The organism is Bacillus sp. Marseille-Q1617 (assembly GCF_903645295.1).
Classification (GTDB): Bacteria; Bacillota; Bacilli; order Bacillales; family Bacillaceae_B; genus Rossellomorea.
This window is the reverse complement of sequence record NZ_CAHJXM010000001.1, coordinates 1429704-1443407: the sequence shown is the minus strand read 5'-3', so window position 1 is coordinate 1443407 and position 13704 is coordinate 1429704. Positions and strand designations below refer to the sequence as shown.

Genomic DNA, 13704 nt, shown 5'->3' with positions numbered 1-13704 from the left:
CCTCCTTACATCTTTGGTAAATAGATATGAAAAACAGTGCCTTCACCTATTTTGCTTTCCACTTCCACTCTTCCATTATGTTCTTTGATAATATTGAAGCTGACCATCAGCCCCAGTCCAGTTCCACGTTCTTTCGTCGTGTAAAAGGGTTCACCAAGCTTTTTGATCTTATCTCTAGAAATTCCGCTTCCTTGATCCCTAATTTCAATATGAATCAAATCATCATCGGTTTCATGAATGGCAATGGTTATGACCCCTCCCTGCGTCATAACTTCAATGGCATTCTTGATGATATTGATAAACACTTGCTTTAATTGGTTGGGTTCTGCGAATATAGGCGGCAGCCCTTCCTGGTACAATTCATTGTATTGAACGTTATGCATGGTTGCCTGTGCACTTAACAGCTCAACGGTGTCTTTCATGATTTTTATTAGATTCGTTTCCTGATACTGGACAGCCTGCGGCTTAGCCAGGACAAGGAATTCCGTTATGATCGACTCGATTCTCTGCAATTCTGATGTAATGACATTAAAGTACATTTCATGATCTTTACCCACACTATTTTCCAACAACTGAATAAATCCTTTTAACGCAGTCATTGGATTACGGATTTCATGTGCAATGCCTGCTGCCAGCTCCCCCACCACACTCAGGGTATCAGACTTTCTCAATTGTTCCTGCATCTCTATTTGTTCAGTGATGTCACGGATGATTGTCAAATTGAGATTGGACAGCAGATTATATTTAGATGATAATTCGATATAATGCAGCCTGTCATCATGGGAGCGGAATGTTTTCAAGAAACTTGACTGCCCCTCTTCTTTTAATTGTACCAAATAATCATGATAAGCGTCGTCATCGGCTTCGATGCTCAATATTTCGCGCACATCTTTCCCGATTAACTGATCTTTATCGAGATGCAGTATTTTGCTTGCTTCAGGGTTTGCATCAACCACTACATAATTATGATTCGTCAGGAATAAGCCATCTAATGACCCTTCGAAAATTTTCCGGAACCTCTCTTCACTTTCCCTCAATTCCTTTTCCATCTGATATCGCTCACTTACATTTCGGAAGATCGTCATATTATATCCATCAACGGAATGAAGCTTAGATGTGAACTCCAGATGCTTTAATTGATTATTAGGCATCAGAAAGAGAACTTCATCTCTTACTGCCCCGCTTTTGTACAGATGATCCATCACAAGATCGAACTTCTGTGTTTCTAACGGGTAGACAAAGTCTTTTATTCTTTTTGATAAAAGCTCGGATAAGGAGCACTCGAAAATCTTGAGAGCCGAGGCATTTGCTTTTAGAACTCTCCCGTCTTGGTCCCATAGGACGATGGCATCGATCGCTTCTTCAAACAAACCTTTGAATAATTCTTCATTTCTTTTCACCTGTATCTCCATTTGCCTTCTTTCCGTCACATCTCTGAGGATTGCCATATGAAGCTTATGGTGAACAAATGGACTTGTTGTAAATTCTACGATGGAGATTCCATTTTCCCTTTTAATCGGAATTTCTCCCCTCGCTTTTCTATTCTTTGAAAGAAGCTCTTTAATCTTTTCGATTTTATAATGAGAGTTTTCAGGAATGAACGAGCGGATGTTCCGTCTGATGATTTCCTTTTTATATAGTCCAACTTGTTTTGAGAACGCTTGATTCACATCATTGATGTTCCCTTCAAGATCGAAAAGGATGATCCCTTCGGAAGCATTCTGAAAGATATTCGAAAGCAGGTGAACGTTCAGGTGATCTTTCCGTTCACTCTCTTTGGACGTGGTCACATCTTTAAAGTACAGGTATGCATTAGTAGAAACGGTGGATTTTTGAAGTATCAATTCAACATGTATGATTTTATCGTCTTTAGTATTCATTAACGTCTCGTCTTCAAGAGATTTTCCAGACTCCAATACCTCCTGATAGTGAGCAACAATAGGGGATGGTACAGAAGTAAAGAAGCTGCTGAACAGTTGGCCGGTCAACGATGAAAGTTCAGTCTTCAGTTTCTGGCATGCTTGATCATTCGCGTAACAAATTTTCATTTCATCATTTATGACAAACATTGCCATTGGTGATGCTAAGCAAATTTCCCTATCAATGGGATGACATTCTTCCTTGTATATTTGATTTTCCAGCTTGCTGCTTTTAGTCATTTCTACATCCCCCTATTTTGTTAAAAGACGACTTTCGGCTTAACTACTGTTTTGCTTGAATAGTACCGCCTGTTATTGGTGATAATTAACAATGAAATTCATGTTTTACACGTTGTATCCTAGGGTAGAAATTAAATTAGCGTATACCTATGACAAAAAGACGGTGATGATAAATGAAACAACGTGATTCATATTTTGATAATGCAAAATTTATTTTGATCTTTTTAGTGGTATTTGGTCACTTAATCCGTTCATATATTGAGAGCGATCCGATTATCCTCTCGCTTTACAAAACGATTTACACCTTCCATATGCCTGCTTTCATATTGGTCGCAGGTTTATTTGCGAAAGGATTTTATAAGGAAGGCTATATAGGAAAACTCGCTAAAAAGCTGATTCTGCCTTATATCGTATTCCAGCTGATTTATACGATTTATTACTATTTCCTATATGATAAATCAACATTTGAACTTGATCCATTGAATCCTCATTGGTCATTATGGTTCCTGATCAGTCTGTTCTGCTGGAATGCACTGTTGTATGTGTTTATTAAATGGTTTAAATTCAAACCGTTAATGGGATTATCTGTAGCGTTCACCCTGGGTCTGTTGATCGGTTTTGTAGATGAAATCTCTACTTATTTAAGTTTATCGCGAACATTCGTTTTCTTCCCATTCTTCTTATTGGGCTACTATATGAAGAAAGAGCATTTTGAATACTTCAAAACTGCCAAGGCTCGTATATTTGCAGGGATCATGTTCATACTGGTTTTCTTAGGGATGTACTTCGTTCCGGAGTTTTCAGACAAATGGCTGCTTGGATCAAAGCCTTATGGAGATTTCGAATGGAATGATGTCATCAGCTTAGGAGTCAGGGCAATTGTATATTCTCTTAACATCGTGATGATTTTCAGTTTCTATACACTTGTACCAAGCAAAGAGCAATTCTTTACGAATTGGGGAAAGAATACACTCTACGTATACTTGCTTCACGGTTTTATCATCCGTTTGTTCAGGGTAAGTGAGATTAAGGATTACATCGATCCCACTTCGAGTCTGATTCTGCTGCTGGCGGTGTCGCTCGTATTGACGATGGTGTTTTCAACGAAGCTGTTTACATCCATTACCCAGCCCATCATTGAACTGAAATCAACAAAACTTCAAAAACTCCTCTCAAAAAGAGAGATGAAAACCAGGTAATAACAACTGGATGGTATTAACCCTACACCGATAAAGGGCTGACCCCACATACAATGGGTCAGTCCCTTTTTTATACATATTAATGAATGATTTTATCTATTCAGACACATTTCGTCCAAACTTACGATTATACTCTATAATATTCGGAACTTTCCTCTAAAATCCTTCTTATTTAAACAATAAATTTGAATTACTTTTAGACAAATATTGAGCTTTCTCTCCACCTCGGATAAAATGGGTAGAGCAGTTGCATATACGCAGATAAAAGTTATTACAGAATGGATCAAGAAGAGAAATCATCCATCGAACGTGGATTGTGAAGTAAAAAAGGAGTTATTTTTAATGAAGAAAGTAGTATTGAGTACGTTAAATGCAAAATATATTCATACAAATCTCGCCATTCGCTGCCTGAAAGCTTATATAGAACCCGACTATGAAGCTGAGCTGGCTGAATACACAATAAAAGACCCGATCCTGAATATCGCCACTGACCTGTTTTCCAAAAAGCCGGATGTCATTGGATTCAGTTGTTATATTTGGAATATTGAGGAGACCATCAAGGTCATTCAAGTACTTCGGAAGATCCTCCCGGAAGTAAAGATTGTTCTTGGCGGTCCTGAAGTCACTTATGACGTTCCTTACTGGCTGGAACGCTTAAAAGGCGATGTGGATTTCATTGTGCTGGGTGAAGGGGAAGAAACCTTTAAACAGCTCCTTGTACAAGTTAATGGTGAGGAAGATTGGTCCAAGGTGCATGGAATTGCTTATATGAAAAATGAAAAACCGGTGATTAAGCCGCAGCAAAACAAAATTGACCTGCGCAATGTTCCTTCCCCATTCAGATTTGAAGAAGACCTACCTTATTTGTCAAAAAGGGTGACATACATCGAAACGAGCAGAGGCTGCCCATTCAGATGCCAATTCTGTCTATCATCGATAGAAGTCGGCGTAAGGTACTTTGACCGCGAAAAGGTAAAGGAAGATATCCGTTACTTGATGAAGAACGGAGCAAAGACAATAAAGTTTGTTGACCGGACGTTTAATATCAGCCGGAGTTATGCGATGGAAATGTTCCAATTCCTGATAGACGAGCATCTACCCGGAACTGTCTTTCAGTTCGAAATCACTGCAGACATCATGAGGCCTGAGGTCATTGAATTCCTAAATAGAGAAGCACCTCAGGGTTTATTCAGATTCGAAATCGGTGTGCAGTCCACCAACGATGAAACCAACGACTTAGTCATGAGGAAACAAAATTATAAAAAGCTTACAAGAACGGTAACCATGGTAAAAGACGGCGGGAAAATCGATCAGCATTTAGACCTGATAGCCGGCCTTCCTGAAGAAGATTATCATTCTTTCCGAAAAACCTTTAACGATGTTTTTGAACTGCGTCCTGAAGAGCTTCAATTAGGTTTTCTTAAAATGCTACGCGGTACCGGTTTAAGAATACGTGCAAATGATCATCAATACACCTACATGGAGCACTCTCCATATGAAATCCTTGGCAATAATGTATTATCATTTGATGATATCGTAAGAATCAAACAGGTGGAGGATGTGCTTGAGAAATATTGGAATGACCACAGGATGGACGAAACGATTGAATATCTTGTCACTACTTGTTTTGAAACACCTTTTGATTTCTTTCAACAATTCGGGTCGTATTGGGAAGGACGCGGATGGTCCAGAATCGGCCATCAGCTCGAGGATCTTTTCAAAAGATTATACGAATTCCTTTCTTCTCACGAAAGGCTTGATATGAATGTGATTGAAGGACTAATGAAAGTGGATTACCTAAGAAATCAAAAATACAAGCCGCGTAAACCTTGGTGGATACATGAAATGACGAAGGAAGAGCGATCAGCCATTTATCAGGAGCTCTTACAATTTCCCCATATTGCCGGAACGGACTTCACTGATTTGAATCTTTCTGAAAAAGAAATTTATAAACACACACTGCTCGAAACCATCATTTCAAAAGATGGAAGGAATCAATATGTATTGGCCTACTTTGAACCTTCAACCGGGCATTCCTCCCTCTTTTTGTTTGAGAAGGAATATGTATCAAACTAGTCAGGAAACTGTCTAAAACAGCGTATAGATAATAAGAAAAGTGCTAAGCGGCATTCCGCCTAGCACTTTTTCTTATCTTCTTTTTGTTTCTTGTTATCTTTTAGTGAAGCTTCTATTAGCTTTGCTGCGTTCATATCCCCAAACTCCTGGCCAAATTCTTCCCGGACAATTTCCTTTTTCTTCTTCATCAACTTCTGCCTTTCATGCCTTTGGCGGAATTTCTGTTTTTACCTTTGCTTGCATCTTCACCGTGGGTGAATTCTGCAGCAAATTCAGATTCTTGTTTATTCTTTAATGGAGTCTTATTATTTTTTTCAGCAGCATCATGTTGTGCTTTACGTTTTGCCATGTATATCATCTCCTTTATGAGATTACTTTTCCCACTTGTATTTATGCTCATTCAGGAATCTGTTTTAGAAACAATAACCATAGAAAATGAATAAATGCAGGTAATTACCAAAGACTAAAAAAAAATAGAATGAGGAAATAAAATGACCATTGTTTTTTTACTCACATATGCATTGGCAGGATGGAAGTTCGGTAATTGGAAGGAGTTCCACTCTTTCTATCCGACATTACTATTTTTTATTATTGGGGATTTACTATCGCAATTCCTCCTTTTTGAATACTCGATGTGGAAATTTCATGCTGCCGATCCATTTTCACAGAGCTTAAAACTAAATCATACCATCATTGCCTTGTTAAAAATGATGATTCAATATACAGTCACGGTTGCTATCTTTATTGGAAGGCTCCCCGAGACCCTGCCAAAAAGGATTCTATGGGTCCTTTTATGGACGGGTATTTACGGAACAACCGAGGGATTGTCATTTCTTCTTGGCATGATGACCTATCACCATGGCTGGCATTTCGGTTGGGACCTCGTCTTTAACATTATGATGCTTACCATGCTCGTCATTCATCATAAAAAACCGATTTATGCCTGGATCGCATCCTTCCCGGTCATCGTCGGCCTATGGATTATTTTTGACGTCCCTTATTCTGTTTTAAAATAAGGCTCATATAAATATGACGTTTTTCTATATATAAAAAACGGTGTTGAAATTCAACACCGTTTTTTGTCATCCAATGATTACCCTCTCTTTTGGGTAATGATAGTTCGCCGTTTTTTCCTTGCCTCCGATCATGAAGAGGAAGGACAGGATGCCCACACGTCCGATGAACATCAATATCATAATGACGCATTTACCAATGGTGGATAGTTCTGATGTAATACCCAATGATAAACCTGTGGTTCCAAAGGCTGAAGAAACTTCAAAAATGATTTCAATCAAAGAATGACTTTCCGTCAAACTCAAAATGAGGATTGAGCAAAAGCACAGTATTGTTGCTACAATCGTAACTACAAGGGATTTGATAATGTCCTGCTCATGAATTTCCCTTCTAAAGATTTTAATCGTTTGATTACCTCTTGCGAAATGGAAGAGAAATAAAAGGTTCAAAGCGAATGTAGTTGTTCTTATACCGCCTCCCACAGAACTAGGAGACGCCCCTATAAACATCAGGCCGCTAAGTAACAATAAAGTCGTAGTTGAGAATTCTGCAACATTCATCGTCGCAAGTCCTCCACTTCTTGTAGAAGCTGACTGAAACAGTGCGTAGAAGAAAGATTCGTGCCATACCATACCATTGAAGAAATGATTGTATTCGAGGATGATGATCATTACTGTACCGAACACTAATAAACAAGCAAACGTCAGAGTCGTGATTTTCGTAAAAAGAGAAAAATGATGCTTACTCCTTTTACTGTTCATCAAGAAATCCTTAGTCTCTATAAGAACTGGAAATCCGATAGCTCCCATAGTAATGAGGATGATCGTTATGAATTGGACAAAATAATCATGTTTAAATGGAATCATCGACTGCCCCGTTATATCGAATCCTGCATTCGTTGTCGCACTTACCGAAGCGAATAACCCTTGAATGAACGCTTCCTGCCAAGTGGGATAATAACTCAGGAAGTATACACCCAGAGTGAGCCCTCCGATTATTTCAATTATGATTATCAGAAGCAATATCTGTTTCAAAAGATTTACCAGACCTGCTAAATTGGTCTGATTTTGATCTGTCATAATCAGCCTGCGTTCTTTTAAGCCGATTTTTTTCCCTACCAGCAGCCAAAAAAATGTCCCTACCGCCATGACGCCAATACCTCCAAACTGAAGGACGAAAATCAGGAGGAAGATCCCTGTGGTGCTGAACGTGTCGGCAGTACTCACGACAGTCAAGCCAGTCACACTCACAGCACTTACAGAAGTAAATAAAGCATCGATGAACTTCCAGTCCACCCCGGGCTTATGGGCAGCGGGCAGGCTTAATAATATAGTTGCCACCGTTACTGCAAGCAGATAATAGGTGACAATCACCTGTGCAGGTGTCAATTTATTCAGTTTAGAACGTAATAATAACCACATATGTACTTCCCTTTCAAAGACAATAATCATTTACTTTCTCTATCTTAAATAAAATGAAGATGGAAAGAAAGGAAAAAAAGCAGATTCCCTTATTTTATTCTTTCTTTCAAGCTCTTTCCGCATACTCATCTGCATTTAAATCGAGAAATTCCTGGTATCCGAAATAAATATTACCACTAATGAAGACCGTGGATATACAAATACTACTATTACGGAAGCAAATGGCTTCACGTTTTATTAAAAGGAGGAGACTCATTATGGCTAGAAGCAGTAACAAATTATTAGTGCCTGGTGTTGAACAATATCTTGATCAAGTGAAATATGAAATTGCTCAGGAATTTGGCGTGACGCTTGGGTCTGACACTGTTTCTCGTTCTAACGGTTCAGTTGGAGGAGAAATTACAAAGCGTCTTGTAAAGCAAGCTCAATCTCAGCTTTCAGGCGGACAAACTAAATAAAATGGATAAGCTAGCCGGAAATCGCCGGCTGGCTATTACATTACATATAAGTAAACGGCGAAAGGCTCATTCGGGGTGAATGAGCCTTCCGTACTTAATTGATTAGAGTATTTAAGCATTTAATCCGATCTTAGTTTTCATTTCCTTTTTTGCGTGGTATGTCAGTATCATAACCGTTACCGTGATTTTTATTATCGCTGCGGTTTGATTTATCTTCGTTCTTACTATTCTTTTCCCGGTGCTTATCTGACGATCTGTTATTGGTGTCTCTTTTATTATCGTGTGAGCGATTATCGGATTCACTGCGCTCTTTTTGAGAAGATGTATTTCGATTAGAAGTGTTATTTCCTTGGCTGCCTCTATTTTTTTCGGCATTATTACCATTTCCAACCTCATTCTTCCTTTTTTCAATCGAGGCGGCATTATTTTGTTTGCCATCGTTTGCCTCTTCTTTTTCATCGGACTGATTAGACACTGCTGGATTTTCTGGCTTAATGACTTCCTTTTCTTTTTTCACAGCGGGTTCTTCTATATTTTCATCAGGATTTACTATGATTTTTTTGTCTCGCTTACCCTTTTCTTTAAGAAGGGTACCTGCTGTCATACCTTTCTCTACAGCCTCTTCCCTAATATCAGTTGTAGTTTCGTTCACGATAATTTCAGTAGGATGCAGATTGTTATACTCATTAGTGAAGTCATGTAATTCATTTAGCAACGCTGAATATGTTTCATCCTCCGCCAATTCCGTAAGTGTGGAAGTGATCCACACATTCTGGCCCTTTTTTAAATAACCGAGCTTTTCGCTCAAACGAAGAATTTCTTCTGCGACATCGCTTACCTCTTCATTCTTCCAATCCTCTAGCTTCTTTATCAGGACCTTTCCATCTTCATTATATGGTGTTATGGCAATTACTTGCTGCTCCCTGTCTAAGGAAAGTTCAAGGCTTGGATTAATGTCTACTGAGACATATGCATAGGCTTTATCACTTTGCAAGAAACTCGTGGAGAAGAGGGTGATCATAAGGATTGCTGCTGTCAGAATCGAGGCAGCCGCCTTCCAATTCCTCTTCTCTATTACGCGTCTGTCTTTCTTTACAGGATGGAAAGGGATTTCTTCACCAACCGAGTACTGCTTATTAGGCGTTTTCTTTCCATTCATAAATTGTCCATCCGGCGTCATCATAACGAGTACATCACGTCTAATTTCCATAATGATCCCTTTTTTCATATATCTAACCGCCCTTTTAAGTAATCCTTTAAATATAGATAATCACCAATCATAATCAGAGAAATGGCAATTATGTACTTTCTATTTCTCTCGATTGTTTTTCTGCTTACATTCACCTGTTTTTCTAATTTTTTAATAGGCAAACGTTTTTTCTCTATGAGGTAATTCATTAATTCATTCGACGTGACGACTGTTCTTGCAATTTCAATTGCATTGATTCTCGCATCTTCATGTTTCGGAGACTGCTCAACAAGATCTGTAAATGACAAGTTATAATGAGAAAGCTGGTCCTGAAAATCCATTATCTCTTCTCTTCTTTTCAGGCTGTCCTCCTGCTTTTCGTATTCCTCAACCGATACTACCTGTTCGATGGTTAATCCTGGCGAATCTTCTTCATCTTCAATTAGATTCTTATCAATACTGATATCCTGAAATTTCCCGTTCTTTCTGATGTAATCAATTACCTTACGTTTAATGATTACTTCTGCAAAACTGATAAAGGAAGCTCCTCGATCGTTATTATATTTAAAGATGGCATCATGAAAAGCAATAAGACCGATGCTAAATTCATCATCGCTTTCATAAATATACCGCTTGCAAACTGAAGAAACGGTTTTTTTTATAAATGGCTTATAATCATTGATGACCATATTAAGCAGCTTCTCGTCACCATCTTGAATGTCAATTGCCAATTCTTCAAGTGATGGCTTCTTCATTTTTTTCGTTAGTATGAATAGTAATAAATTTAGCATCAGTCTCACCCCATCCTGCAAACTATTATACTAATAAGCTGCTTTTTTTCAATGGAAAATAGAGAGGAAGGGGTCCACTAAGCTGCAATTCACCTCAATATGCTTCCACTAAGTATTACTTAGTTTACTGAATTATGGTGTATTGCGCCTTAGTTTTCCCCTTCAGACTGATGTTTAAGATTGGTCACCCTGCAAGATGTTTCATCCTTTTCTTTACAGCCGCAAAATTAGTTATGTCCGTTCCCTTTTTGACCTTGCCCTTTATCATGGTCGTTCTTTTCATGCCCTTGACCTTTATTTTCATTCTTTTCAGCTTGGCCTCTCTCTTCTTTTTGGCCTTGCTTTCTTTCTTCTTTCATCGTTTCACGCTGCTCTTTTGCCTGCTGCTTTCTTTCTTCACGCTCTTCCTTCGCCTCTTGCTTAGCTGCTTTACGCTCTTCTTTCACTTCTTTTTTCTCTGCCTTTACCGGTGCCGGTGCTGGCTCAACTTCTTCCTCAGCCGGCTGTTCTTCTACTGGAGTTTCACCAGTTGTGGTTTCTTCTGTTGTAGTATCTGTTGATTCTTCAGGAACTTCAGTTGTTTCTTCTTCTTTTGATTCCTCTGTCTCTTCTTCTTTTGCCCATTTCTCTTCAAACTTAGCAAGCTTCTCAGCTAATTTCGCATAGCTCTTTTCAATATTTTTCTCTAATGCAGCTCTTGCTTTAGGATTTTTCACTTTTTCAAGTGCAGCACTTAAAGCCACAATATTTTGAGACATCAGCTCTTTCATTTCTTCAACATCTTTATCTTCAGTTGTTGTATCCTCTGTATTTTCTTCTGTATCTCTATTTTCGTCTGTTGTATCTTCTTCTGAATCACCAGTTCCATCCGAGTCTTCAGTTGTTGTATCTTCGTCGGTTGTCTCAGTGTCTTCCGCAGGTTGTTCTTCAGTCTCAGTCTCATCTTCCGTTACATCATCTTTCTCTTCAGTAGCGGTATCTTCGTCTGCAGCATTTTCATCTGTCCACTTATCTTCGAAAGAATTCATCATATCGATTGCTTTGTTGATTGCTTCGATTGCTTCTTCCTCTTGTCCTGCTTGAAATAAAGCTTCTGCTTCAGCTAAGCGCTCAGCTGCGTATTCAGCAAGTAATTTTGCTTCTTTGCTGTCATCCATTGTGAAAGCAAGCTTTACTTTTTCCAATGCAAGCTTAGCAAAGTAAAAGAAACTACCAGGTAATAAGGATGGCGCTTCAGTAGATTCTTCTAATTTTTCGACTTCTTCTTTCACTGAGTCGATCGTCGCCTCATCATTCACTTGTACGTTGGTGTTGGATTCCGTTTCTTTCTGTTCTACATTCACCGTGTCATAACTTTCACTATCTGAATTAGCAAATGCCGAAGTCCCTGAGAAAGTAACTGATCCTGCAAGCAATACAGCCAGTGTAGATTTCATGATTTTTAATTGTTTTTGTTTTGTCATATGTAGCACCTCTGATTTTTTTGTAAGCGATCGCCTTATTACAGGAATTACGTTTATGTATTTTTTTTTGAGGGGGTAGCTGACAGAAAAAAATAAAAGTTTCTCATTTGGGTGTTAGGTTGCCTCTTTGATTAACCCCTTAAAATACGGAGGAATCAGAAAAAGCTGATACTGCGAATGACCGCTGCATCAGCTTTCTTTAATTATTCGGTGCCGGTTCCTGAATCATGCACTTCTGTTTTCTTTGCTTTCTTTTTGGATAGTAAATATCCGCCTGCAGCAAGCAGAATCAGAACGCTCCAGAAGACCGCTTTCCATCCTTTGGATTCTGGAAAGTGATGATCTAATATGGCTACTTCTGGGTGAGCTAAAGTAAACACCGCCAACTTGACTCCAACCCATCCAACGATTAAAAAAGCGGTGGATTCAAGCGTCGGATATTTTTCAAGTAATTTAACGAACCAGGTTGCCGCAAATCGCATGATGACCAGTCCGATCACCCCTCCAAGGAACATCACTGCAAATTGTCCGCCGTCGATTCCCCCAATTTTAAACCATCCGGCAGGCTGGAGGGTTACGGCAAGAGCCACGGCAGCTAACATTGAATCCACAGCAAATGCAATATCCGCAAGCTCGACTTTAAGCACTGTAGTCCAAAAACCCGATCCTTTCTCATTTGCCGGCTCTCCCTCAATAACACCTTTATCTCTTTTCTTTTTGATAAAATGATGAATGGCAACATAGAAAAGATAAATTGCCCCTATTGCTTGAACCTGCCACACATCCACCAGGAATGAAATCATGAATAGAGCAAGAAATCTAAATAAAAATGCACCAAACAACCCATAAAACAGAGCTTTTTTCCGTTGTTCTGCAGGCAAATGCTTAACCATGACTGCCATGACCACAGCGTTATCGGCTGCCAGGATTCCTTCCAATCCCACCAGGATAAGCAATACCCACCCGTATTCCAATAACATCGTTGCATCCATAGTATATAAGTCCCTCCTATTTCACTGTTCGTTTTCCATAAGGCAAGGAATTTTCAAATATAAAAAAGACCCTTGCCTAAAAAGGCAAAGGTCTTGCTTAGCATTGTATACAATGCCAACAAAGCCGATGGATAAACCATGAAATGACGACTTTGTTTAGGCCGAAGCCTATAGCTACTCCCCTTTGACAGGTAGAAAACGTATATTATCTATATATTCATGTTATCTCAAATATAGACGTCCGTAAAGAATTGTGCCTCACCGAAACTTCAGTAAAAGAGAACGGAGTGAAAGACCTATGAAGACACCCGGAATGACACACATCATAGGAAAAAATATGGGTCCAATGAATTTCCCGAACACATATACTTTTGGAGAATACATAAGCCCGACAGTGACAAAGTAGGCTGATAGTACAAAGGGTAAGTATGCGTATTCCTGTTCTTCCATCAAGGCTATTTTGTATGCATCCCACATTGCAAACATATAAAGACATGGATAAAACATAAGCCACTGATAATCAATGACTGCAGCAGCCTTATGCGTTTCTCCTAAAAAACTGTACATGATAGCCTGATTAAAATTACTTTGAACATTGATGATGATTTCAAGCAGTACAAATAACGTTCCCTTAAACCATAGGCCAGCCAATAATTGAGGAAATCCCGGGAGAGCGATACTCCAAAGGATCGCTTCTGTTCTAGTGATGGATTTCTTCATGAGGATCCCCTATTATTCAGGTAAGCCTTGAGGTTTATGATCACAAGGTGTAGTGTATAAAAACGTTGTAGTCGGCTGTTATGTAAATCAAGGGAATGTAACATCTTGAGAGTCCTCCTAGAGATGTATCTCCGTTTATTTTTACCATTCTTCTCCCAATTATTACGAGGATTCTTTTTATTGTCAGGACTTGTGATATTCTGGAGTCATTCACTGAATTTT

At 39.0% G+C, this 13704-nt stretch carries 13 protein-coding genes and 1 riboswitch; of the genes, 4 read left to right on the top strand and 9 right to left on the bottom strand.

The window, feature by feature from the left end; genetic code table 11:
* Positions 1–5 precede the first annotated feature (5 nt).
* On the bottom strand, positions 6–2159 hold the full coding sequence (locus HWX64_RS07185) for a PAS domain S-box protein (protein ID WP_175988578.1): 2154 nt from the start codon (positions 2157–2159) through the stop codon (positions 6–8).
* A 173-nt stretch (positions 2160–2332) separates the two neighbouring features.
* Between HWX64_RS07185 and HWX64_RS07180 the strand changes: the two genes are divergently transcribed.
* Together HWX64_RS07180 and HWX64_RS07175 are read left to right on the top strand one after the other, a co-directional pair.
* The gene (locus HWX64_RS07180; RefSeq protein WP_175988576.1) at positions 2333–3358 is read left to right on the top strand and encodes an acyltransferase family protein; all 1026 of its coding nucleotides are present in this window, start codon (positions 2333–2335) and stop codon (positions 3356–3358) included.
* A gap of 342 nt (positions 3359–3700) precedes the next feature.
* Positions 3701–5434: a B12-binding domain-containing radical SAM protein gene (locus tag HWX64_RS07175; protein ID WP_175988574.1), complete on the top strand. Its 1734-nt coding sequence runs from the start codon at positions 3701–3703 to the stop codon at positions 5432–5434.
* Between the two features lie 59 nt (positions 5435–5493).
* Here HWX64_RS07175 and HWX64_RS22085 read toward each other — a convergent pair whose 3' ends face one another.
* Together HWX64_RS22085 and HWX64_RS07170 are read right to left on the bottom strand one after the other, a co-directional pair.
* Entirely contained in the window at positions 5494–5622 is a 129-nt protein-coding gene (locus HWX64_RS22085) for a hypothetical protein (RefSeq protein WP_303049465.1), read from the bottom strand.
* Positions 5622–5783 (bottom strand): hypothetical protein, encoded by a 162-nt coding sequence (locus tag HWX64_RS07170; RefSeq protein WP_175988573.1) that lies wholly within the window; start codon positions 5781–5783, stop codon positions 5622–5624. The genes HWX64_RS22085 and HWX64_RS07170 overlap by 1 nt, the downstream gene beginning before the upstream one ends.
* Positions 5784–5925: 142 nt before the next feature.
* Between HWX64_RS07170 and HWX64_RS07165 the strand changes: the two genes are divergently transcribed.
* Positions 5926–6450, top strand: coding sequence for a CBO0543 family protein (locus HWX64_RS07165; protein ID WP_175988571.1), 525 nt, complete (start codon positions 5926–5928; stop codon positions 6448–6450).
* A gap of 66 nt (positions 6451–6516) precedes the next feature.
* Here the strand turns inward: HWX64_RS07165 and HWX64_RS07160 are convergent, their stop codons facing one another.
* Positions 6517–7869 (bottom strand): TrkH family potassium uptake protein, encoded by a 1353-nt coding sequence (locus tag HWX64_RS07160; RefSeq protein ID WP_175988569.1) that lies wholly within the window; start codon positions 7867–7869, stop codon positions 6517–6519.
* Positions 7870–8126: 257 nt separating this feature from the next.
* On the opposite strand from HWX64_RS07160, the gene HWX64_RS07155 reads away from it, so the two are divergent.
* Positions 8127–8327: an alpha/beta-type small acid-soluble spore protein gene (locus HWX64_RS07155; protein WP_032089084.1), complete on the top strand. Its 201-nt coding sequence runs from the start codon at positions 8127–8129 to the stop codon at positions 8325–8327.
* A gap of 130 nt (positions 8328–8457) precedes the next feature.
* On the opposite strand, the gene HWX64_RS07150 is transcribed toward HWX64_RS07155, so the two are convergent.
* The 5 genes from HWX64_RS07150 to HWX64_RS07130 form a co-directional block, all read right to left on the bottom strand.
* Positions 8458–9555 carry an anti-sigma factor domain-containing protein gene (locus tag HWX64_RS07150; RefSeq protein ID WP_175988567.1) on the bottom strand — a complete coding sequence of 366 codons (1098 nt, stop codon included), beginning with the start codon at positions 9553–9555 and terminating at the stop codon, positions 8458–8460.
* The gene (sigI, locus tag HWX64_RS07145; RefSeq protein WP_175988565.1) at positions 9552–10307 is read right to left on the bottom strand and encodes an RNA polymerase sigma factor SigI; all 756 of its coding nucleotides are present in this window, start codon (positions 10305–10307) and stop codon (positions 9552–9554) included. The genes HWX64_RS07150 and sigI overlap by 4 nt, the downstream gene beginning before the upstream one ends.
* Positions 10308–10534: 227 nt before the next feature.
* Complete coding sequence (locus tag HWX64_RS07140) at positions 10535–11770, bottom strand: hypothetical protein (protein WP_175988563.1); 1236 nt, start codon at positions 11768–11770, stop codon at positions 10535–10537.
* 203 nt (positions 11771–11973) lie between these two features.
* Positions 11974–12762, bottom strand: a complete 789-nt coding sequence (locus tag HWX64_RS07135; protein WP_175988561.1) for a TerC family protein — start codon at positions 12760–12762, stop codon at positions 11974–11976.
* Positions 12763–12861: 99 nt separating this feature from the next.
* A riboswitch (yybP-ykoY riboswitch) is annotated at positions 12862–12957 on the bottom strand.
* 63 nt (positions 12958–13020) lie between these two features.
* Positions 13021–13482 (bottom strand): hypothetical protein, encoded by a 462-nt coding sequence (locus tag HWX64_RS07130; protein ID WP_175988559.1) that lies wholly within the window; start codon positions 13480–13482, stop codon positions 13021–13023.
* Positions 13483–13704: the final 222 nt, after the last annotated feature.